This window comes from Xanthomonas chitinilytica, assembly GCF_026107455.2.
GTDB classification, from domain to species: Bacteria; Pseudomonadota; Gammaproteobacteria; order Xanthomonadales; family Xanthomonadaceae; genus Stenotrophomonas; species Stenotrophomonas chitinilytica.
Genome location: NZ_JAPCHY010000009.1, coordinates 123677 through 145560, shown reverse-complemented (window position 1 = coordinate 145560; position 21884 = coordinate 123677). Strand labels below are relative to the sequence as shown.

At 69.4% G+C, this 21884-nt stretch carries 15 protein-coding genes and 1 pseudogene; 7 read left to right on the top strand and 9 right to left on the bottom strand.

What is annotated here, in order from left to right:
* Positions 1-190: 190 nt before the first annotated feature.
* The 7 genes from OK345_RS11590 to OK345_RS11560 all read right to left on the bottom strand — a co-directional run bounded on the left by OK345_RS11590 (position 191) and on the right by OK345_RS11560 (position 6293).
* Entirely contained in the window at positions 191-1234 is a 1044-nt protein-coding gene (locus tag OK345_RS11590; protein WP_265128136.1) for an MlaA family lipoprotein, read from the bottom strand.
* A gap of 1 nt (position 1235) precedes the next feature.
* Positions 1236-1541, bottom strand: coding sequence for an STAS domain-containing protein (locus OK345_RS11585; protein WP_265128135.1), 306 nt, complete (start codon positions 1539-1541; stop codon positions 1236-1238).
* Positions 1531-2196, bottom strand: a complete 666-nt coding sequence (locus OK345_RS11580) for an MlaC/ttg2D family ABC transporter substrate-binding protein (protein WP_265128134.1) — start codon at positions 2194-2196, stop codon at positions 1531-1533. Before OK345_RS11580 ends, OK345_RS11585 begins: the two co-directional genes overlap by 11 nt.
* Positions 2193-2717 carry an outer membrane lipid asymmetry maintenance protein MlaD gene (gene mlaD / locus OK345_RS11575; RefSeq protein ID WP_265128133.1) on the bottom strand — a complete coding sequence of 175 codons (525 nt, stop codon included), beginning with the start codon at positions 2715-2717 and terminating at the stop codon, positions 2193-2195. The genes OK345_RS11580 and mlaD overlap by 4 nt, the downstream gene beginning before the upstream one ends.
* Before the next feature lie 65 nt (positions 2718-2782).
* Positions 2783-3532, bottom strand: coding sequence for an MlaE family lipid ABC transporter permease subunit (locus OK345_RS11570; RefSeq protein WP_265128132.1), 750 nt, complete (start codon positions 3530-3532; stop codon positions 2783-2785).
* On the bottom strand, positions 3532-4320 hold the full coding sequence (locus OK345_RS11565; protein WP_265128131.1) for an ABC transporter ATP-binding protein: 789 nt from the start codon (positions 4318-4320) through the stop codon (positions 3532-3534). Before OK345_RS11565 ends, OK345_RS11570 begins: the two co-directional genes overlap by 1 nt.
* 122 nt (positions 4321-4442) lie before the next feature.
* Positions 4443-6293 carry a Na/Pi cotransporter family protein gene (locus OK345_RS11560; protein WP_265128130.1) on the bottom strand — a complete coding sequence of 617 codons (1851 nt, stop codon included), beginning with the start codon at positions 6291-6293 and terminating at the stop codon, positions 4443-4445.
* A 120-nt stretch (positions 6294-6413) separates the two neighbouring features.
* On the opposite strand from OK345_RS11560, the gene recC reads away from it, so the two are divergent.
* The 6 genes from recC to OK345_RS11530 all read left to right on the top strand — a co-directional run bounded on the left by recC (position 6414) and on the right by OK345_RS11530 (position 18557).
* The gene (recC, locus tag OK345_RS11555) at positions 6414-9824 is read left to right on the top strand and encodes an exodeoxyribonuclease V subunit gamma (protein ID WP_265128129.1); all 3411 of its coding nucleotides are present in this window, start codon (positions 6414-6416) and stop codon (positions 9822-9824) included.
* 112 nt (positions 9825-9936) lie between these two features.
* Positions 9937-13794, top strand: coding sequence for an exodeoxyribonuclease V subunit beta (gene recB, locus OK345_RS11550; protein WP_265128128.1), 3858 nt, complete (start codon positions 9937-9939; stop codon positions 13792-13794).
* A 514-nt stretch (positions 13795-14308) separates the two neighbouring features.
* Positions 14309-16240: an exodeoxyribonuclease V subunit alpha gene (recD, locus tag OK345_RS11545; RefSeq protein WP_265128127.1), complete on the top strand. Its 1932-nt coding sequence runs from the start codon at positions 14309-14311 to the stop codon at positions 16238-16240.
* Between the two features lie 96 nt (positions 16241-16336).
* Positions 16337-17242: a hypothetical protein gene (locus OK345_RS11540; RefSeq protein ID WP_265128126.1), complete on the top strand. Its 906-nt coding sequence runs from the start codon at positions 16337-16339 to the stop codon at positions 17240-17242.
* A gap of 172 nt (positions 17243-17414) precedes the next feature.
* Positions 17415-17819 (top strand): immunity 22 family protein, encoded by a 405-nt coding sequence (locus OK345_RS11535; RefSeq protein ID WP_265128125.1) that lies wholly within the window; start codon positions 17415-17417, stop codon positions 17817-17819.
* 285 nt (positions 17820-18104) lie between these two features.
* Positions 18105-18557 (top strand): hypothetical protein, encoded by a 453-nt coding sequence (locus tag OK345_RS11530; protein WP_265128124.1) that lies wholly within the window; start codon positions 18105-18107, stop codon positions 18555-18557.
* 306 nt (positions 18558-18863) lie between these two features.
* Here the strand turns inward: OK345_RS11530 and OK345_RS11525 are convergent.
* Both OK345_RS11525 and OK345_RS11520 read right to left on the bottom strand, forming a co-directional pair.
* Positions 18864-19136: pseudogene (locus tag OK345_RS11525) on the bottom strand (IS4 family transposase); the annotation flags it as partial.
* Between the two features lie 852 nt (positions 19137-19988).
* On the bottom strand, positions 19989-20885 hold the full coding sequence (locus OK345_RS11520) for an AraC family transcriptional regulator (RefSeq protein ID WP_265128123.1): 897 nt from the start codon (positions 20883-20885) through the stop codon (positions 19989-19991).
* Between the two features lie 141 nt (positions 20886-21026).
* On the opposite strand from OK345_RS11520, the gene OK345_RS11515 reads away from it, so the two are divergent.
* Positions 21027-21782 carry an SDR family NAD(P)-dependent oxidoreductase gene (locus tag OK345_RS11515; RefSeq protein WP_265128122.1) on the top strand — a complete coding sequence of 252 codons (756 nt, stop codon included), beginning with the start codon at positions 21027-21029 and terminating at the stop codon, positions 21780-21782.
* The last annotated feature ends 102 nt before the right edge of the window (positions 21783-21884 follow it).

Here is a 21884-nt window from a genome sequence, read left to right as displayed (position 1 = left end):
GATGCCCGGGTGGTGTCGGCGATGCGGAAGGATGCGGGGCGCAGGATCCGGGGCGGCGGCGGGGTCGTTGGTGCCCCGATGGTCGCGAGCGTTTCGAGTGGCACAAGGCGGCCCATGGGTGCGCTGGAAGCGCCACGAAAAAGCCCGGGCATTGCCCGGGCTTCGCCCTGTTCCGCCAACGTGGTGCGGATCAGTTGCCCCAGTCCGGCATCGGCATCGCGTCGACCGGGATGGTGGTGTCGTCGCGCAGGTAGTCGGGCAGGTCGTCCTGGTGTTCGCCGCGGCGGCCACGCAGGTCGCGCTCGATCTGGTAGCTGCGGCGCTGCAGCCAGGCATCGCGGGTCAGCGCGTATTCGTCCACGGCGCTGTCGCGGATGTCGTCCAGCGCCATCAGCTGGGTGCGGGCATCCACCAGCTGCAGGCCCTGCAGGCCGATGCGGACCTTGTCGGACTCGATCGTGCGGATCGGCGACAGCGGCATGTCGCCGGCCAGGCCGAGCACGTCGCGCACGGTGCGCGGGCCGAAGAACGGCAGCTCCACGTAGCGCGACTGGCGCCAGCCCCAGGCGCCCAGGGTCTGGCCGAAGTCCTCGTTGCGGCGGGCGACCATCGCCTTGCTGGCCGGGTCGAACAGGCCGCCGACGCCCAGCGTGGAGTTCATCAGGAACCGGCCCAGCGTGTCCCAGGCGTCGCCCGGGCGGCCCTGCAGCAGCTGGTTGGTCAGGGTCAGCGGCGAGCGCAGGTTGCTGAAGAAGTTGCTCACGCCGGTGCGGGCGAAGCGCGGCACCACCTTGACGTAACCGTGGGCCAGCGGCCGGGCGATGCCGCGATCGACCACGTCGTTGAAGCGGTGCACCTTGCGGTTGTACTTCTCCCACGGATCGTAGGCCGGCGGGGCACCCGGGGCGCCGCTATCGCCGTTGCCCGCGGTGGCCGGGTCCGGGCCGCCGTAGAGCGCGGCGAAATCGTCCTCGGCCTCGGTCGGAGCGGTGCCGTTGCTGTTGCCGTCCACGGGCGTGGTCGAGGGGATGGCTTCGGCACTGGCAGCTGCCGCGGTGTCGGTCACGGCACCAGCAGCGGCGGCGTAGGCGTCGATCGGAGCGTCGCCATCCGCCGTCGCTTCCGCGGGAGCGATCCGGGAGGTGGCCGGGGCGCTGTCGCGCGCGGGCTTGCCCGCGCAGGCGCTTAATGCCGCCGCCAGCAGGATCAGGGAAAAGGTGCGTACGACGTTCATGTCAGCTCGCGGCAGGGGATGCGGTGAAACGCAGGGTGGGGGAGAGCCGGTAGGCGGCGCACAGCTCGGCCAGGCCCGGCGGCGAGCCGGAAAGGCGTTCGCCGCCTTCCGGCAGTTGCGCGGCCAGTTCGGCCAGCAGTGCCAGGCCGGCGCTGTCGATGCCGCGCACCGCGCCCAGGTCCAGCGTGCGGGCGCCGGCCAGCTGCTGGCGCGCCGCCGGCCACAGGGCGACGGCGGCGGCGCGGTCGAGCACGCCGCTGAAGCGCAGCGTGTCGCCGTCGCGCTTCAGCGCGGCGTCAATTGCCACGGGGCGCCTGTCCGGCCTGCATGCTGCCGCTGCGCAGTTCGGCGGCAACCTGCGCGATCGACTTCTGCCGCAGCGGCGTGTCGAACTGGTTCTTGAAGGTCTGCACGTAGGAGATGCCCTCGATCATCACGTCGAAGATCTTCCACTGGCCGTCGACGTTGCGCATCAGGTACTCGACCGGGGTCGGTTCGTTGCCGGCGCGCACCAGTTCGGTGGACACCTTCACCCCGCGGTTGCCGGGCAGCGGCGATTCGCCGCGCAGGCGGAAGCTGGGCTTGCCTTCGATGTCCAGCAGCGCCGAGCCGTAGCGCTGCATCAGGTTGTCGGCCATCGCGTCGGCGAACAGCTTGACGTCGCCGTCGGAGGCGCCGCGGCCGTGCACGCCCAGCACCAGGCGGGCGGCGTACTCGCGGTCGAAGCCCTTGTTGAGCTCGCCGTCGATGAAGCTGCGTAGCGCCGCCGGGTTGCCGCGGAACTCGGCGCGGCGCTGTTCCAGCGTGGTCAGGATGCGCGAGCTGGCGTCGAGCACGGTCTTGCTGGCGGCGCTCTGCTGGGAGCTGGCGGCCGCGGCCGGACGCGTCTGCGCCAGAGCGAGCGAGGGAGCGGCGACGAGCAGCAGGGAGGCCAGGGCGGCGGGAAGCAGTTTCGTTTTCATGGTTGCGGTTCCGTTGCGGGCGCGTCCGCGCCCGGGGCGTCGTCGGCGGCCGCGGCATTGCCGCCGGCGCCGCCGAACATGTACTTGCCGACCAGCTGGATCAGATCCACCGCCGGTTGGGTGAAGACGATTTCCTCGCCGGACTTGAGCACGTCCGGGTCGCCGCCCGGCTGCAGGCCGATGTAGCTCTCGCCCAGCAGGCCGCTGGTGAAGATGCCCGCCGAGGTATCCGCGGGCAGATCCTTGAACTTGCCGTCCAGCGACAGGGTGACGACCGAATCGTATTTAACCGGGTCCAGCTGAATATCGGCCACCTGCCCGACCACCACGCCGCCGATCTTGACCGGCGCCTGCGGGCGCAGCTGGCCGATCTGGCTGAAGCGGGCGACCAGCCGGTAGTCGCCGCCGCCCAGGCCGAAGCGCTGGTTGGTGGAGGCGACCGCCAGCACCAGCAGCGAGGCCAGTGCCAGCAGGAGGAAAGCGCCGACGGCAAATTCGAGTCTGGGTCCGCGGATGGCCATGGTTGTCTACCTGATCGATTCGTTCGTGGCACCGCGCAGGCGCGGGCCGGAAAGGGGAGGAACGGTTACTGGAACATCAACGCCGACAGCACGAAGTTGAATATCAGCACCAGCAGCGAGGCGTTGACCACCGCGCGGGTGGTCGCCACCGAGGTGCCTTCGATGGTCGGCTCGGCATGGAAGCCGACGTAGGAGGCGACCAACGCGGCGGTGCCGCCGAAGATCGCCGACTTGAGCATCGCCACGCCGAAGTCGTCCCAGAAGTCCACGCTGCCCTGCAGCGCCGACCAGAACACGCCGTTGTCCAGGCCCAGCACGTGCACCGCTTCGAAGTAGCTGGCGCTGATCGCCAGCGAGCAGAAGATGCCGGTCAGCAGCGGCACGGTCAGCACCGCCGCCCAGAAGCGCGGCGCCACCGCCTTGGCCACCGGGTCGATCGCCATCAGCTCCAGCGCCTTGATCTGGTCGGTGGCGCGCATCAGCCCCAGTTCGGCGGCGATCGAGCTGCCGGCGCGGCCGATGAACAGCAGCGCGGTCAGCACCGGCGCCAGCTCGCGGTACAGCGACAGCCCCAGCAGCGTGGACAGCGCGTCGGATGCGCCGAAGGTGGTCAGCGTGCGGTAGCCTTGCAGGGTCAGCACCAGGCCGACGAAGGCGCCGCCGACGGCGATGATCGGCAGCGAGCGCGCGCCGATCTTGTAGATCTCGCGGGTCAGCTCGGCCAGGAAGTCGCGCGTGGGCAGCGAGCCGCGCAGCACCGTCAGCGAGAACAGGCCGGCGCGGCCGAGCGAGCGGGTGGCTTGGACGAACGGCATCAGGCGACCCTCGTGCGCGGTGCGGCATCGAACGGGATGGGACCATCGGGCTCGCCGTGCAGGAACTGCCGCAGCAGCGGGTCGGCGCTGGCCTGCAGCTGCGCCGGGGTACCGGAGAAGACGATGCCGCCGTTGGCGATCACCACCGCCTGGTCGCAGATCGGCAGGGTCTCGTGCACGTGGTGGCTGACGATGATGCTGGTCAGGCCGAGGCTGTGGTTGAGCCGCTGGATCAGGCTCATGACCATGCCCGAGGCGATCGGGTCCAGCCCGGTCAGCGGCTCGTCGTAGATCATCAGCGGCGGGTCCAGCGCCAGCGCGCGGGCCAGCGCCACGCGCCGCGCCATGCCGCCGGACAGCTCGCGCGGCCAGGCGTCGGCGGCGGCCAGCAGGCCCACCGCGTGCAGCTTCATGTCCACCAGCCGCTTCAGCAGCGGCGCCGGCAGGCGGGTGTGGGCGCGCAGCGGCAGCGCCACGTTCTCGGCCACGGTCAGGTCGGTGAGCAGGCCGTTGCCCTGCAGCAGCACGCCCACGCTCTTGCGCATCTCCAGCAGCGCGCGGCTGCCGTGCGGGATCTCATCGCCGAACAGGCGCACGCTGCCGGATACCGGCCGCAGTTCGCCGGTCAGCGCCGCCAGCAGGGTGGACTTGCCGCTGCCCGAAGGCCCCAGCACCGCGGTGATGCTGCCGCGCGGCACGTCCAGCGACACGTCGCGCAGGATCGTGCGCCCGCCGCGGTCGATGCGGACGTCCGACAACTGCACCAGACTGGTCTGGGAAGAGGACATGGCGGCCTTTAACGGAAAAGCAACGGGCTAGCATTGTAGGGCCGACCTGAACAAAACCGAACCCGAGCGTTCACTAATCATGGCATCGCCCCGCCGCAGCGGGAACGCCACCGGCCGAACGCTCAGTCTTCCGCATGCACGCGATCGGCCGCGGACGCCGCCATCGCGGGCGCCGCCGGTTGCGCCAGGCGCCGCAGCTGGCGCAGCGAACCCGGCTCGTCGGCAAAGGCCATCGCCTCGCGCAGGCTGCGGTAGATGCGTTCGGCATAGCCCTGGTCGTTGAGCAGCGAACCGGCCTGCAGGCCGTCGAGCAGGCCTTGCCGCACCTGCGCGAACAGGCGCTGGCGGAACCCGGCGGCGAACCCTTCGGCCTGCCGGTCCAGCACCTCCAGCCGTTCCTGGCGGGCATCGCCGTCCGGCAGGCTGGCGCCGATCGCGCGCAGCGCGCAGACCTGCCGGAACAGGTGCCGGCGCAGGTCCACATAGGCGGTGCGCTGCGGCGAGTCCGGCTCGCGCAGGCGCGGACCCAGGTTCTTCTGCAGGTGCTTGGCGCTCTTGACCGCGTCCACCAGCTGCAGCGCGGCCATCTGGCTGCCGGCCCAGAAGCGCTGGTGTTCCTCGTCCAGCGGCAGCTCCAGCCGGCCCATGAAGGCCAGCAGGTCGCCGTAGACGCCCTTCACCTGTCGCTGGTAGAGCGCCTCCGCGTCGGGACCGGCCGGGGCGGCGTCCAGCTGCGGGTCGTCGCATGCCCCGGATTGCAGCCTGCCCGGCGGCAGTCCCAGCGCCTGGCAGATCACGTCCAGGCTCGATTCGCCCAGGTGCCGCAGTTCCAGCGCCACCGCGGCGGCGGCGGCATCGGCCGATTCCAGCGCCTGCTCGCTCAGGTGGCGGGCGCGCAGGCGCTCGCCGCCGGCCGGGGTGTCGGCAGCGATGGCCGTGGCGACCGCCGGTTCGCGGCGGTCGGGCAGCCAGCGCGTCAGCCAGCGCGCCAGGGTGGCCTGCCACGGCCAGAACAGCGCCACGCCGCCGGCATTGAACAGGGTGTGGAACAGCGCCAGCTGCAGCAGCGGGTTGCCGCCGAAGCCGACGAGGCCGGCCAGCGCCTTCACCACCCAGGTCAGCGGCACCAGCAGCACCAGCGCCGACAGCGCGGTGACGGCGTTGAACAGCACGTGCGCCAGCGCCAGCCGCTGCCCGCTGCGGTTGCCGCCGAGCATGCCGACGAAGGCGGTGCTGACGCTGCTGCCCACGTTCGAGCCGATGGCGATGGCCAGGCTCTGCTCCAGTTGCAGCTGGCCGCCGGCCAGCGCGGCCAGGGTCAGCATCAAGGTGGCGTGGCTGGACTGCAGGATCACCGTCGCCACCAGTCCGCCGAGGGTGAACAGCAACACCCCGGCGACCCCGCCGCCCTGCACCGCGGCCATGTCCAGGCCGCCGCCGAAGGCCTCGAAGCCGCCCTTGATCTGGTCGATGCCCAGGAAGATGAAGGCCACGCCCAGCACCACCCGCCCGGCCGCCTTGCCGGTGGCGCCGGTGAAGCCGGCCAGCACGCCGAACACCAGCAGCGGCAGCGCCAGCGGCGACAGGCTCAGGTTCTGCCCGGCCAGCGCCAGCAGCCAGATGCCGCTGGTGGCGCCGAGGTTGGCGCCGAAGATGATGGCGATGCCGCCGGCCAGCTGGATCAGCCCGGAGCTGATGAAGGCGATGGTCAGCAGCGACACCAGCGTGCTCGACTGCAGCAGCGTGGTGCCGCCGATGCCGAACAGCAGGCCCTTGGCCGGGGTGCTGGTGCTGCGCGCCAGCAGCTGTTCCAGCTTGCCGCCGGCGAGCTGGCGCAGGCCTTCCTCCAGCAACTGCATGCCGAACAGGAACACCGCCAGCCCCGCGCACAGATGCAGCCAGCCGTCGTTGCGCCAGAACGACCAGCCCAGCAGGGCGGCGGCGGCCAGCGCCAGCAGCAAGCGGATGTTCAAGGTCGCGGCGCCCCGGGTCGGAAATGACCGCGCATTATCGGCGCAGCGCGGCCGCAGCGGCAGATGCACGCCATCCGCCGGTCTCCGCCGTTGCGACCGCGCTCCGGCACAATGGCGACGATGCCCGCCGCCGCCCCGCCCGATTTCCGCCTGTATCCCTCCAACGCGCTGGATACCCTGGCCGCCCTGCTCGCCGAGGAACTGCGCCGGCCGGTGCCGGGGCAGCCGCTGCTGGCGCCGGAGGTGGTGCTGATCCCGCAGGTGGCGATGCGGCGCTGGCTGCAGTCGACCCTGGCCGCCGAGCATGGCGTCGCCGCCAACCTGGAATTCCTCACCCCCGGCGAGTTCGTCGCGCGCGCGCTGGAGGCCAACCTCGGCCCGGCCGCCGACGACCTGGACATGGCCACCACCCAGTGGCGACTCTACGAAGCGCTGCAGGCCGACCTCGGCGGCGACCCGGCGCTGGCGCCGCTGGCTGGCTACCTGGCCGACGGCGACGCGCTCAAGCCGTGGGCGCTGGCCGGCGAGCTGGGCAACGTGTTCGAGAAGTACCAGGCCTGGCGCCGCGACTGGCTGCTGCGCTGGGAAGCCGGCGCCGATGCGGACGACCCGCAGGCGCGGCTGTGGCGGCGCATCGCCGGCGGCCGCCAATACCGCGCGCGCCGCATCGGCCAGTACCTGGACCGCTACGCGCGGGCGGACGCGCCGCTGCCGCAGGGATTGCCGAAGCGGCTGTTCGCCTTCGCCATCCTCAATGTCTCGCCGGACGTGCTGCGCGTGCTCGCCACCCAGGCGCGGGTGGGCACGCTGCACTTCTACCTGCCGACCCCGACCCGCGGCTACTGGGGCGATCTGCAGACGCTGTGGCAGCGCCGCCGCGAGGGCGGCGCGGTCGGGCTGTTCGCCGACGAGGTGCAGGAGAACCCGCTGCTGCAGGCCTGGGGCGCGGCCGGGCGCGACTTCATGGCGCTGGTCGGCGACCACGAGGTGGTGCATCCGCTTGCCGAGATCGACGTCCATGCCGATCCGCTCGAATCCGGGCGGCGGCCGCTTGCCGACGGCGGGCTGGGCGACAGCCTGCTGCGGCGGATGCAGAGCGACCTGTACCGGCGCAGTGCGCCGCGATCGTTGCTGGCCGCCCCCGACCTGCACGATCCCAGCCTGCAGGTCCACGCCTGCCACACCCGCCTGCGCGAACTGCAGGTGCTGCACGACCAGCTGCACGCATTGCTGGAAGACCCGCGCTTCGACCCGCCGCTGCAACCGCGCGAGATCGCGGTGCTGGCGCCGGACATCGACCCCTACGTGCCGTACCTGGACGCGGTGTTCGGCGGCCACGGCAGCGACGACGCATTGCCCTATGCGCTGGCCGATGCCAGCCCGCTGGCCAGCGAGCCGCTGGCCGAAGTGTTCCTGACCCTGCTCGGCCTGCCGATCTCGCGCTTCGGCCTGCACGAGATCCTCGACCTGCTGGCCAGTGCGCCGGTCGCCGAGGCGGCGGGATTGGACGAGGCCGCACTGGAACGCCTGCGCGGCTGGCTGCACGCCGCCGGCGCGCGCTGGGGCCTGGACGCCGGCCATCGGCGCCAGCACCAGGCGCCGGCCGACGACGCCTACACCTGGCGCTTCGCGCTGGACCGCCTGCTGCTCGGCCATGCCAGCGGCGCCGAGGACGACATCGACGGCGTCGCGCCGTGGCCGCAGCTGGAAGGCAGCGCGCTGGCGGCGCTGGACACGCTGCTGCGGCTGCTGCGGGTGCTGGAACGCAGCCAGGCCGCATTGGCCGAGGCGCTGCCGCCGGCACAGTGGCGCGAACGCCTGCTCGGCCTGCTCGAGGCCCTGCTGCCGGCCACGCCGTCGGCGCCGCGTGCGCAGCGCGCGCTGGAACGGCTGCGCAGCCTGATCGACCAGTTCGCCCGCGACGCCGAACGCGCCGGCTACGCCGGCAGCGTGCCGGCCGAGGTGGTGCGCGCGCACTTCGCCGCGGTGCTGGGCGAGGCCGACACCCGCGCGCCGCTGCTCACCGGCGGCATCAGCTTCGGCCGCATGGTGCCGATGCGGCTGCTGCCGTTCCGGGTCATCTGCCTGCTCGGCATGAACGACGGCGACTTCCCGCGCCGCGACCCGGCCGCCGGGCTCAACCGGCTCACCGCCGAACTCGGCAGCGAACACCGCCGCCCCGGCGACCGCTCCACCCGCGAGGACGACCGCTTCCTGTTCCTGCAGCTGTTCGCCTCGGCGCAGGAGGTGTTCTACCTCAGCTACCTCGGCGCCGACGCGCGCGACGGCAGCGTGCGCGAGCCGTCGGTGCTGGTCAGCGAGCTGCTGGCGGTCGCGGCGCAGTACCACGCCGAGCCGAAGGCAGCGGAAACACTGGTGGTGCGGCATCCGCTGCAGCCGTTCGCCGCCGCCGCGTTCGGCGGCTCGGGTGGGGACAGCGGCGTGGACGGCGCCGACCCGCGCCGCTTCAGCTATCGCCGGCAGTGGCGGCCGGCGGTGGACAGCCTCACCGGGCAGCGCCAGCCGCTGGCGCCGTGGGTGGCCGGCGACCTGCCCGCGGACGACGCGGCGCTGCCGGCCAGCGTGTCGATCGACGACCTGCGTCGGCTGTTCGCCGACCCGGCCGGACAGTTCCTGCGCCACCGCCTGGGCATGCGCCTGCCCGACCCGGCCGGCGAGGACGGCGACCTGGAGCCGCTGCTGGCGCCGACCCGTGGACTGGAACGGCACGACCTGCAGCAGCGGGTCTTCGAGGCCGCGCTGGCCGGGGACAGCGACGGCCTGTACCAGCGCCTGCGCGCGCGCGCGCTGCTGCCGTCCGGCCCCCTGGGCCGGCGCCAGCTCGACGAACGCCTGCGCCAGATCCGTCCCTACGCCGAGGCATTCGCGCAGTGGCGTGGCGAGGCATTGGCCGAATCGCGCCGGCTGCAGGTACGGATCGACGGCATCGACGTGCATGGCCGCCTGCCCGGCTGGTACGCGGCCGGACTGGGACGGGTGCAGGTCGGCGCGCCGAGCGGCCGCGCGGCGATCCGCCACGGCCTGGAATGGCTGCTGCTGCGCGCCGCCGGCGAGCGCGCGCCGTACGTGCGCTTCTTCGAGCACGACGACGGCCTCGGCCCGCATCCGATGGACCCCGAGCCGCTGTCGCAGGCGCAGGCGCAGGCGGCGCTGGCCGAGCTGCTGCGGCTGTACCGCCACGGCCTGCAGGCGCCGCTGGCATTCGCGCCCTACAGCAGCTGGAAGTACCACCAGGCCGCGCTCGGCGACGACCTCGACAAGGCGATCAAGGAGGCCGCCGGGCAATGGCAGGCCGACTTCGGCTGGAGCGAATCGGCGACCCCGGAACTGCGCCTGGTCAACCGCGGCCGCGATCCGTTCGCCGACCCGCGGCACTTCATCGACTTCGCCAGTACCAGCCACCGGCTGTACTCGCTGCTGGAACGCGGCAGCGCCGGTACCGCGCTCGATCCCGCCCGATTGGCCGAGAGCTGGCGCCACTGGCACGGCGCGCAGGAGGATGCGGAATGACGATCGCGACACGCGTGCTCATCGCCGCTGCCGACCCGGCGGGCCTTGCGCCCGCTCGGCGCCCCCGGCACTGCCTGCCGGAGCATATGGAATGACCGCGCCGGATGCCTCCATGCCGGCACCTGCCGGCGATCCGTACCTGGGCCTGCCGCTGCACGGCGTGCGCCTGATCGAGGCCAGCGCCGGCACCGGCAAGACCTTCACCCTGGCCACGCTGTTCACCCGGCTGGTGGTCGAGCGCGGGCTGCGCATCGGCCAGATCCTCGCCGTCACCTTCACCGAGGCGGCGACCCAGGAACTGCGCCGCCGCATCCGCGAGCGCCTCGCCCTGGCCGCAACCCTGGTCCCCGCCCCCCCCGTAGAGCCGAGCTTGCTCGGCTCGGGCATTCCCGGTAGAGCCCCAGCCGAGCAAGCTCGGCTCTACGGAAAGCAGCCGGGGGCCACCGACCGACCCGCCGTCGAATCCCCCGATGCCGCCCTGACCCGGCTGATCCTCGAAGCCCACCTGGCAACCGCGCAGGAATCCCCCGACGCCCTGCGCCGCCGCCTGCAGCAGGCGGTGGAGGAAATCGACCTCGCCGCGATCTTCACCATCCACGGCTTCTGCGCGCGGGTGCTGCGCGAGCACGCGCTGGAGAGCGGGCAGACCTTCGCCGCGCCCGAGCTGCTGGCCAACGACCGCGAGCTGCTGGCCGAAGTCGCCGCCGACCTGTGGCGTGCGCGCGCCGCCGATGCCGCGATGGCCGAGGACCTGGTCGCGCTGTGGCCGGGCGGGCCCGACGCGCTGGCGAGCGACCTGCGCGAACTGGTGCGGCAGCCCACGCTGCTCCCGACCGCGACCACCACGACCAGCGACGAAAGCGCCGCGTTGCTGCAGGCGTTGCAGGATGCCGGCAGCGCCCTGGCCGCCGCGTTCCAGGCACACGGCATCGCGTTCTTCGAGGCGCTGGCCGCCGCGATCGACGGCGGCGTACTGAGCAAGGTCAGCTACAAGCCCGGGTGGCTGGCGTCCCTGTGGCACTGGTTCGAGGACTTCGCCGCTGCGCCCGCGCTGGCGGGTCCGCCACACGCCAAGCTGCCCAAGCTCACCGCGCCGGAACTGAGCGCCGGCACCAACAAGGCCGCGGCAGGGCGCACCCCGACCTCGCCGATGAGCCACGAGATCGATGCCTATCTGGCCGCACTGGCGCGGATCGAGGAATGGCGCAGCCGTCGCCGCATCCGCCTGCTGCATGCGCTGCGCGACGATGCCGCGGCACGGCTGGCGCTGCTCAAGCGCCAGCGCCGGGTGCAGACCTACGACGACCTGGTCGATGGCGTGGCGCAGGCGCTGGAGGGCCCGCAGGCCGATGTGCTGGCGCAGCGGCTGCGCGCGCAGTACGCGATCGCGCTGGTGGACGAATTCCAGGACACCGACGACCGCCAGTGGTCGATCTTCTCCACGGTGTTCGGGCCGGATTCCGGGGCGTCGGCTCCGGATGCCGGTCGCGAGCACCCGGCCACCGGGCATAGCCCGGCGGCGCTCGAAAGCGCGCGAACCAGTGGTTCGCAGGCGCGCTTCCTCGCCCTGATCGGCGATCCCAAGCAGGCGATCTACGGCTTCCGCGGCGGCGACGTGCAGACCTACCTGGCCGCGGCGGCCACCGCCGAGCGCGCGCCGCCGCTGGACCACAACTTCCGTTCGCGTCCCGGCGTGCTGGCCGCGCTCGATGCGCTGTACGCGCAGGCCGGCTACGCCGAAGCGTTCCTCACCGCCGGCATCGCCTTCCACCCGGTGCGGCCGGGCACCCAGCGCAGCGATGCCGACCTGCAGCGCGACGGCGCCACCGCCCCGGCGCTGACGTTGTGGCGCGCACCGGAACCGCCGCCGCCGGCGAAGGGCAAGCCCAAGCCCTGGAGCGCCGGCCGCGCGCGCGAACTGTGCAGCGCCGCCTGCGTGGCCGCGATCCGCGACTGGCTGGCCGCCGGCCGCGCCGGCACCGCCACGATCTCCGGTCGCCCGGTGCAGGCCGGCGACATCGCGGTGCTGGTGCGCAGCCATGGCGAGGCCACCCGCATCCAGCAGGCGCTGGGCGCGGCCGGCATTCCCGCGGTGGCCGCCGGCAAGCAGAGCCTGTTCGCCAGCGACGAGGCGCTGGAACTGCTGGCGCTGCTGCAGGCATTGCTCGATCCGGGCGACGATAGCCGCCTGCGCGCGGCGCTGGCGACGGTGCTGGTCGGCGAGGACGCCGCCGCCATCGCCACGCTCGAACACGACGGCGACCGCCACCGGCGCTGGCAGCAACAGGCGCTGGACTGGCGCGAGCGCTGGCAGCGCGGCGGGCCGCTGGCGCTGATCGGCGACCTCGGCGCGGCGCACGCGCAGCGCCTGCTGGCGCTGGTCGACGGCGAGCGCCGCCTGACCAACTACCTGCAGCTGGCCGAACTGCTGCAGGAAGCCGATGCCCGCGCGCTCGGCCCGCACGGGCTGGTCGACTGGCTGGCGCGGCGCATCGCCGGCGCCGACAGCAACGACGAGACCCAGCTGCTGCGGCTGGAATCGGACGCGCGCCGGGTGCAGATCGTCACCCTGCACAAGTCCAAGGGCCTGGAGTACCCGCTGGTGTTCCTGCCCTATGTCGGCATCGGCCGCAGCGACAAGGGGCCGGGCCGCCACTGCGTGGTGCACACGCCCGGAGCCGGCCGCCAACTGCACTGGAACACGTCGAAATGGAGCGGCGGCAAGGACGATCCGGCCTGGAGCGCGGCCGAGGCGGCGTGGAAGCAGGAGCAGCGCGCCGAGGATGCGCGCCTGCTGTACGTCGGCCTGACCCGCGCCGAGCACGCGCTGTGGATCGCCACCGGTCCGTTCCACCAGCACGGGCGCACCGCGCTGGCCGGCATGGTCCGCGATCCCGATGCGCTGCAGGCCGCCGCCGGCGCCGCCACGGTCGTGCTCGACGCCACGCCCCCGCCCGGCCACCTGCCGCGCCTGCCGCCTGCCGACGAAGGCCGGGTGCCGCCGGCGCGGATACCGCAGCGGCGCGTGGTGCCGGACTGGTGGGTCTACAGCTTCACCCAGCTGGCCAACGCTGACAGCGGTGCCGCAAGCGGCGCCTCGGCCGATGCCGGCGTCGCCGCCGATCCGATGGCCAGCGCCACGGTCGTCGGCGGCGGCGGCAGCGACGAGCCGTCCGCGAGCGAGGCGGCGGCACCGGCGGAAGCCGAGCCGTTCGACCCGCGTTTCGCCGGCAACCGCTTCGGCGTGGTGATGCACGACGTGTTCGAGCGCTGCGACTTCGCCGCGTGGCGGCACTGGCGTCCCGGCCAGACGGCGCCGGACGGCCAGGCCGCGGCGATCGTCGAAGCGCTGCAGCGCGGCGGCTACGTCCAGGACGAAATCGCCGACGGCGTCGCCATGCTCACCCCGCTGATCGGCAACACCCTGACCGTAGCGCTGCCCGAAGCCACCTGCCTGGCCGCGGTGCCCGAACACGACCGGCGCAACGAAATGGAATTCCACTTCGCGATGCGGCCCACCCGCGTCGATGCGCTGCTGGCGCTGCTGCACCGCCATGGCGTGGTCGGCGAACGCCAGGCCTTCGGCGCGCGCCAGCGGCTGGAAGGGCTGATGACCGGCCTGATCGACCTGACCTACCACCATGACGGGCGCTGGTACGTGCTCGACTACAAGTCCAACCGGCTGCCGGGCTACGACGCCGACGCGCTGGCGCGGGCCATGGCCCACAGCGAGTACGAACTGCAGGCGCTGATCTACACCGTGGCGCTGCACCGCTGGCTGCGTTTCCGCCTGGGCGAGGGCTACGACTACGCGCGCGATTTCGGCGGCGTGCGCTACCTGTTCTGCCGCGGCCTGGACGCCGCGCGCGACCCATCGCCGGGCGTGCATGCCTGGCGCTTCGATCCGGCGCTGGTCGACGGCGTCGACGCCCTGTTCGCCGGTCGCGCGCTGCCGGAGGCGGCGGCATGAGTGCAGCCGCACAGCCTGCCTTGTCCAAGACACGTTCCGCACCCCGGAATCCCGCTGTCGTAGAGCCGAGCTTGCTCGGCTGGGGCATTCCCGATAGAGCCTCAGCCGAGCAAGCTCGGCTCTACCCCGGCGCCGGACACGTCATCAGCAGCCTCGATGCCATCGCCATCCCCGTTCGCCAGCGACCTCGGACCGCCGCAGCGGGAGTCTCACCCCTGACCCCATTCGATGCCCTTCGATGGTGTCGACGCGTTGTCCGGCGGCCGCGCGCTGCCGGAGGCGGCGGCATGAGTGCAGCCGCACAGCCTGCCTTGTCCAAGACACGCTCCGCGCCCGGGAATCCCGCTGTCGTAGAGCCGAGCTTGCTCGGCTGGGGCATTCCCGATAGAGCCCCAGCCGAGCAAGCTCGGCTCTACTCCGGCGCCGGACACGTCATCAGCAGCCTCGATGCCGCCACCGCCGTTCGCCAGCGACCTCGGACCGCCACGCCGCGGGCGCATCGGAAGCCTCGCCCATGACCCCGTTCGACGCCCTCCAGCGCAGCGGTTCCCTGCGTACGCTCGACCTCGCCTTCGCCCAGACCCTGCAGCGGCTGGCCCCGGATACCGGCGCCGAGGTGCTGGCCGGCGCCGCCCTGGCCTCGCTGGCCGTGGCCAGCGGTCATGCCGGCCTGGACCCGGCGCGCGCCGGCGTGCTGCTGGACACCCGTGACGGCCCGCCGCCACCGCTGCCGGCCCCGGCCGACTGGCAACGCGCGCTGGCCGCCTCGCGCTGGGTCGCCCAGCCTGCGCCGGAGGAGCCCGCCGCTGCCGACTGCCCGCTGGTGCTGGAACACGGCCTGCTCTACCTGCGCCGCTATCGCGAGTACGAGCGCCGGCTGGCGCTGGGCCTGCGGCGGCTCGCCGCCCAGTCGTTGCCGACGTTCGATGCCACCGCACTGGCGCCGCTGTTCGCCCGCTTGTTCCCACGGGCGGCCAGCGGCGACGACCGCCAGGCCCAGGCCGCGGCACTGGCCCTGCGTCGCGCGTTGTTGCTGGTCACCGGCGGTCCCGGCACCGGCAAGACCACCACCATCGCGCGCCTGCTGCTGCTGCGCATCGCCCAGGCGCAGCTGGCCGGCAGCCCGGCCCCGCGCATCGCCCTGGCCGCGCCGACCGGCCGCGCCGCCGAACGCATGGCCGAGAGCCTGCGCGCAGCCGTGGCGCGCGCACTCGACGACGGCGTCGACCCGGCCCTGGCCGAAGCGCTGCCTGCCGGTGCCAGCACCCTGCACCGCCTGCTCGGCGTGATCCCCAACCTGCCACGCTTCCGCCACGACCCCGACAACCCGCTGCCGTTCGACCTGATCGTGGTCGACGAAGCCTCGATGGTCGACCTGCCGCTGATGTGCAAGCTGGTCGAGGCGGTGGCCGACGGCACCCAGCTGATCCTGCTCGGCGACGCCGACCAGCTGCCGTCGGTCGAGGCCGGCGACGTGCTCGCCGCGATCCTGCAGGCCGCCGGCCCCGGCGATGCGCTGCAGGCGGACGACGCGCAGGCGCTGCAACCGCTGCTCGGCCAGGTCTGCACCGACACCCACGCCGCCGGCGCGCTGGCCGGGCATCGCGTGCACCTGCTGCGCGGCTACCGCCAGGCCCAGGGCTTCGAACTGGCGCCGCTGGCCGACGCCGTGTGCGCCGGCGACGCCGAGCGCGCGCTGGCCCTGCTGCGCGGCGGCGAACTGGCCGGCGTGCATTTCCACGAAGACGTCGACGACCCGCTGCAGGCGCGCCGCGAGGCATTGCTGGCGCACTGGCGCGCGCTGGCCGACGCCGAAGACCCGGCCAGCGCCCTGCTCGACGCCGGCCGCCTGCGCCTGCTCACCGCCGTGCGCGCCGGCCCGCAGGGCGCACGCGGCCTCAACGCCCGCATCGAGCAACTGCTGGCCGAGAGCGGCAGCGGCGCCCGCCGTCTCGGCGCCGCCTCGCCCTGGTTCCACGGCCGCCTGCTGCTCGTCACCGAGAACAGCTACCGCCACGGCCTGTTCAACGGCGACGTCGGCATCTGCCTGAGGGACGAAAGCGGCGCCCTGGTGGCCTGGTTCGAAGGCGAGGACGACGGCCAGGTCCGCGGCTTCCACCCCGCCGCGTTGCCGGCGCACGAAAGCGCCTTCGCCATGACCGTGCACAAGGCCCAGGGCAGCGAATTCGACGAGGTCTGGCTGCAGCTGCCGGCGCGCGACGCACGCGTGCTCAGCCGCGAGCTGGTCTATACCGGCCTGACCCGCGCGCGGCGTACGTTGCATCTGGCCGGAAGCGAGATGGTGCTGCGCGCGGCACTGGCGCGGCATGCGGCGCGGATTTCGGGGTTGGCCTGGAGGTTGGGCTTGCGAGAAGGCGAAGGAATGTCCCCCGAGCAAGGTGCCGATGAGTCGCTGGGCAAACCTGAGCAGGGCACATTGTTCTGAAAAAGAAGGAACGGGATCGAAGAATAAGGGGGGAAGAGCAGGGTTTTTCTATGACTCAACTTTGTCCCCTGTTCCCGCAAAGTAATGGAGCGCTTAATGGCTGGACACTGGACACGCACCTTCTCCTTCGTTACAGGTGCCGTACGATTTTCTGATTTGTCGTACATCGCAATGAGCGCCGATGAACTCGAAAAGGCGAACTACCCACACACTGATTTCGTCGAGTGGGATGCCGGTGATTGGCGTGACGGAGGGCGTACGTTGTGGCCAATCGCAGGAATGGCCATTGCACAAGAACCATTGCAGCAGATGTGCGCCGTTGGCATCCATGGCGAGGTTCTGCTGATGGGAAGCGGGGACCGACATGACGAGCAGATAGGAACAGGCCCGGATCTGATCAAGGTTCGGGGCCCGCTGCGCGGCGTACGCACCATCGGCGAGCATGTCTATGCCGTGGGATTGAACCGCCAGGTCTGGCGCCGGGACGGTGCCCATCAATGGATTTCGATGGATCAGGGAGCACAGCCGACTGGAGGCAACAAGGAGGTCGTCGGCTTCGAGGCGGTAGATGGTTTCTCCGAATCGGATATCTATGCCGTGGGATGGGGTGGTGAAATATGGCACTACAGCGGTACATGGGGCCAGAAACAGAGCCCCACCAACACGGTGCTGACACGGGTACTCTGCGCAGGCAATGGAATCGTTTATGCGTCCGGCCGCAAAGGACTTCTGATCCGGGGCCGGAACGACAGCTGGGAGGTCGTAGATCACGGAAGCATGATCGACGATATCTGGGATCTGGCCTGGTATCGGGAGAAGTTATATCTTTCGACGATGCATGGGGTGTTCACGCTCGACCGGAACGGGCTCTTGCCTGTGGACTTCGGCGAAGGCGTGCCCGATAGCTGCTACCACCTGAGCGCTGCAAACGGTGTGCTGTGGTCTATCGGCGGCAAGGATATTATGGCGTTCGACGGCAGCCACTGGGCGCGTATAGATTGACGATTGAAGCAAGGGTCCGAGCGCAATTTTCCACGGCGCGACTCCAACCCCTGTTTCTCCTGTTCCTATGAGCGGCATGACGACTGAATCCGTGGCTGGTGAGGAAAACAGGGGGCAGGGAAAACAGGGGGCAGAGTAGGATTTTCTGTTGAAACTAAGAAGGTGCTCATAAATGCCAGACGAAACCAGAAATATTCATGTGTGGGTAGGAAGCAACTTTTCGCAAGAGGAAGAGTACATGAGCTATTTTGAGATCGACCACTCTACCGGAGGTGATTTTGATGATCCAAGTTACAAGATCTGTGGCTTCTGCAAAGATATCGGAACCGTGTGGTACGACGAGGACTTCATCGGCATCATTCCTCGACGCGATCAGGAAGTTTCTCTAGATGATATTTTAGTTGAAGCCGCTATAGATGATGATGAGCTACCTATAGCCAAAGCTCGCTGTGATGCCTTGGGTATCAGGAAAGCCAATGCAATCTTCTGGTATCAGGATGCCGACCTTGAACTTGAAAAACCAATCAAGGAGAACTATAACGGATTGAAATATTTAGGTGCATTTAAAGAAAGTTAAGAGAAAGGAGAAGACAGGGTCAATTGGTGCCAGAATCTCAGAGGGCTGAGTCGTCAAGAACGTCGACGCCTGACCAATGAGATTCCGGAGAACCGCAATCCGGCCCTTATCCCGGCGCTTCGAAAGCCCCTGCAGAGTAGCGGCGAGCTTCCCAAGCGCTTCAGCACAAGTGAAATTTCGTCAACGTTGGCGGTCGGTATCAGGGATGCACTCGGCGTGGATATTAGTCTGCTCGGTAGCGGCACGGTACAGACTTGCGCCATTGGCCTGTATGAGGAGCCCTGAGTGAACCAGGATCTGGATTTCCTGACGATACTGCGTCGACATTTCCCGATATTCATCGGTACTTTCTTCCTGGCACTGTTTTCTCTGGCAATAAGCCAAATCTTGCTGCTCGAAGTCTATCCACCCAGACTGGAAGACTATGGTATCTACATGGTGCTGGGCAGCACTGGAATATCGCTCTACCTGTGCGCAGCCAACTTTCTGGTCATACGCGGCCGCCCTTGGGCGGTATGGCTGGTCGTGGCCGCTATGGCAGTCTGCATGCTGGTGGTCATGGGGCACTGGGGCAGGCGCGCCTCCGACCTGCTGTATTCCATCGGCCTGTTACTGCCACTGAGCACTCTGCTGATGCTCAACAGCAAACGCTATCGCGCCATGCTTGCGGCCATGGTGGAAGTACGTGGTCAGCGCGCGGCGTGGCGTCAGCGCTACAAGAAAAAACGCCAGCGCTAGCCCAAGCGGGAGTCGGCGAAGAGGGAGAAAAACGGCGACCCTGTTTTCTCCTGTTTTCTTATTGGAACCAGGCGTGAGGTTTTCACGGAGATGCGTGACTCGAATAACTGCGAGTTGGAGTATTTTTCACGCAATCGTTCCAAGGGCGTGAAACGGGGGGGGGCTTGCCGCGATCCCGGAGATTTTATTGGTCCTGCTGAGAAGTCAACATATTTTTAAGGGGTCAGCATGAAAGACTTGGAAATTGTGCAGCCTGACTTGGCAGAGAAGGAAACAGGGGTCAGGGTCTAAGGTTTCCCCACGTTTTTAAACCATCAGCGCCATCTGATCCAGGGTCGCTGACGGCAGTGACCGCATGCGTTCCAGCCATCTGGAGACGGGCTCCAGCGGCCATCGTCTGACCAGCGCTTCGCGGCCTGTGCGCATCGTCGAGTAGAGTTTGCGCGTTGTTCGATTGGGCAGCAGCCAGTACGCGGTGCCCGTCGCCTCGCAGCCCAGCCCAGCAAGCCAGCTGACGAAGCTGGCCAAGGTGCTCACCAGCAGCAGGATCTGCAGGCGGGAAGCCCCGGGTCGGAGTAGAGTTTTATCCGTGGTTTGACTCTGACCCCTGTTCCCCATCATGGCCCGACAGCGCCGTTGATGCTCCGTCCCCTGTGTTCCCCGAAAGTTAAATTCCTGAATTCATAGGTCCGCTGGCAATGCTTGTGGGCTGGGAAGCCCCGGGTCGGAGTAGGGTTTTATCCATAGATTGACTCTGACCCCTGTTTTTCGCCTGTTTTCCGTTATTTGTGCGACTGCAATCACGGTCAATGCAATTAAATGATGGTTGGATAAATGCAAGCCATCGTGTGTGGAGGTGTCTATGGTCCGTTTTGGAGTGCTGGCGTTTCTTGCTCTGATAGTAATGCCTGCACAAGCTGCTGGAAGGCTTGAGGCAAAGCTGGTTGGCCCCAACGCAAAGACATCTGACTCAATCGTCATCGTGGATTTAAGGAATACAGGCGATTCGGACTTGGGCTTGGTGAGCACAAGTATTCCATGGGTGAACGCAAGTGGCCGCCTCACAAATAATTTTTTTAGAATAACTGATGCCGATGGGAAGGAGGCAACTTATCGCGGTATTTTTGTGAGTTATGACCATGCGGCAGGTGATGAATACGAAACTCTAGCCAAGGGGCGCTCTAAAACAGTTCCGGTTGATCTGTCCGTGAACTATGACTTGGTTCCTGGTAAGAATTATCAGGTGTCATTGCGCGCGCATGTGTATTATATAAACAGGACGGCATCGCAACTCGGATCTGTGGGGGACGATATGCTGCGGTCGTTGCAGTTGGAGAAAGAGTTGACGCCAATCGAATTCACCGCCCCCGCAAAAGTTTCTCCATTCCAAGCTGGTGCTGCTGAGGAAAACAGGGGTCAGGGTGGATTTCTCTATGACTCGACTCCCGCTCCTGCCTTCGTCACAACCGCGCGGGTATCCGCCACCGGCGGGCGGCCGAACAGGCGTCCGTATTCGCGGGTGAACTGCGGCACGCTCTGGTAGCCGACGGCGTAGGCGGCGCTGCTGGCATTGCTGCCCTGCGACTGCATCAGCCGGCGCGCTTCGATCAGGCGCAGCTGCTTCTGGAACTGCAGCGGCGACAGCGAGGTGATGGCCTTGAAATGCTGGTGGAAGGCCGAAGCGCCCATGCCGGCTTCGGCCGCCAGCCGCTCGACCGGGATCGGCCGGGCGTAATCGCGGCGCAGCAGCTTCACCGCACGCGCAATGCGCTGGACGTGGCCATCGGGCCAGCCCAGCTTGCGGATGGCATCGCCATGCCGGCCGGCCAGCAGCCAGTAGTGCATTTCGCGCACCAGCTGCGCCTGCAGCACCGGCAGCGATGCGGGACGGTCGAGCAGCTTCATCAGGCGCAGCGCGGCGTCGGCGGTTTCGTGTTCGGTCGGATCCACGCGCACCGGGGTCGGGTCGGCGGCGGTCTGCGGCGCCATCTGCGCGACCAGGTCGGTGATCACCGCCGGCTCCAGTTCCAGCACCAGCGAGTAGTACGGTTGGGCGACGCTGGCGCGGGTGATCTGGCTGACGGTGGGCACGTCGGCGGTGACCAGCAGTGAATCGCCGGCTGCGAAGTCGAACACCCGCGTGCCGGTGGCCACGCGCTTGGCGCCCTGCAGCACCATGCAGGCCAGCGGGCGCTGCACGTCGTGCATCAGCGCGCTGGGGACGGTGGCGCGCACCACCATCAACCCGGGAATCGCGGTGGGTACCGGCCCATGCTGGTCGGCATGGGCGTCGGCGTGGCGGCGGACAGCATCGAGCAAGGCGGTCATGCGGCCAGCGTAGCGCTTCGGCAGGTGGTGGGGCGATGACGCGGAGGATCGGGCAAGAGCCGGCGAGCTTCCGGCAACCCGCCGGGAGCTGCGCGGCCGATCCTTTGCGCAGCTTCCCACGCCCTGGAAAAGGAACCCGACATGTCCAGCATCACCCTGATCACCGGTGCCAGCCGCGGCCTGGGCCGCAATACCGCTCTCCACATTGCACGCCAGGGCGGCGACGTGCTGCTGACCTACCGCAGCAATGCCGAGGAGGCGCAGGCCGTCGTCGCCGAAATCCGGGCGCTGGGTCGCAGGGCGGTCGCCCTGCAGTTGGACACCGGCGAGGTGTCCGCCTTCCCGGCCTTCGTCGAGCAGGTGCGCGCCGCGCTGGCCGACACCTGGCAGCGCGACCGCTTCGACCACTTGGTCAACAACGCCGGCCACGGCGACGTGGCGCCGTTCGCCGACACCACCGAGGCGCAGTTCGATCGCCTGGTGAACGTGCATTTCAAGGGTGTGTTCTTCCTGACCCAGGCATTGTTGCCGCTGCTCGCCGACGGCGGCCGGATCGTCAACCTGTCCACCGGGCTGACCCGCTTCGCCTATCCCGGCTACGCGGCGTACGCGGCCACCAAGGCCGCGGTCGAAGTGCTGACCGTCTACCTCGCCAAGGAACTGGGCAGCCGGGGCATCGCCGTCAACACCGTGGCACCGGGCGCGATCGAAACCGACTTCGGCGGTGGCGCGGTGCGCGACAACCCGCAGGTCAACCAGCAGCTCGCCAGCATCACCGCACTGGGCCGCGTGGGCGTGCCCGACGACATCGGGCCGATGATCGCCAGCCTGCTCGGCGAGGCCAACCGCTGGGTCAACGCGCAGCGGATCGAGGTCTCCGGCGGCCAGGCGATCTGAGGCTGCGCGGCATTGGCGGCGGCACGAAGCCGAGTGCCGCCGATGTCTTTCCGATGGCAACCGGCGATCGTTCCGGGTTCGTTCCGAAACAGGCGTCTGCGG

Coding starts and splice junctions, on each gene's coding strand:
- OK345_RS11590 (WP_265128136.1), bottom strand. CDS start 1,234: ATGAACGTCGTACGCACCTTTTCCCTGATCCTGCTGGCGGCGGCATTA.
- OK345_RS11580 (WP_265128134.1), bottom strand. CDS start 2,196: ATGAAAACGAAACTGCTTCCCGCCGCCCTGGCCTCCCTGCTGCTCGTC.
- mlaD (WP_265128133.1), bottom strand. CDS start 2,717: ATGGCCATCCGCGGACCCAGACTCGAATTTGCCGTCGGCGCTTTCCTC.
- OK345_RS11570 (WP_265128132.1), bottom strand. CDS start 3,532: ATGCCGTTCGTCCAAGCCACCCGCTCGCTCGGCCGCGCCGGCCTGTTC.
- OK345_RS11565 (WP_265128131.1), bottom strand. CDS start 4,320: ATGTCCTCTTCCCAGACCAGTCTGGTGCAGTTGTCGGACGTCCGCATC.
- recC (WP_265128129.1), top strand. CDS start 6,414: ATGCCCGCCGCCGCCCCGCCCGATTTCCGCCTGTATCCCTCCAACGCG.
- recB (WP_265128128.1), top strand. CDS start 9,937: ATGCCGGCACCTGCCGGCGATCCGTACCTGGGCCTGCCGCTGCACGGC.
- recD (WP_265128127.1), top strand. CDS start 14,309: ATGACCCCGTTCGACGCCCTCCAGCGCAGCGGTTCCCTGCGTACGCTC.
- OK345_RS11540 (WP_265128126.1), top strand. CDS start 16,337: ATGGCTGGACACTGGACACGCACCTTCTCCTTCGTTACAGGTGCCGTA.
- OK345_RS11535 (WP_265128125.1), top strand. CDS start 17,415: ATGCCAGACGAAACCAGAAATATTCATGTGTGGGTAGGAAGCAACTTT.
- OK345_RS11520 (WP_265128123.1), bottom strand. CDS start 20,885: ATGACCGCCTTGCTCGATGCTGTCCGCCGCCACGCCGACGCCCATGCC.
- OK345_RS11515 (WP_265128122.1), top strand. CDS start 21,027: ATGTCCAGCATCACCCTGATCACCGGTGCCAGCCGCGGCCTGGGCCGC.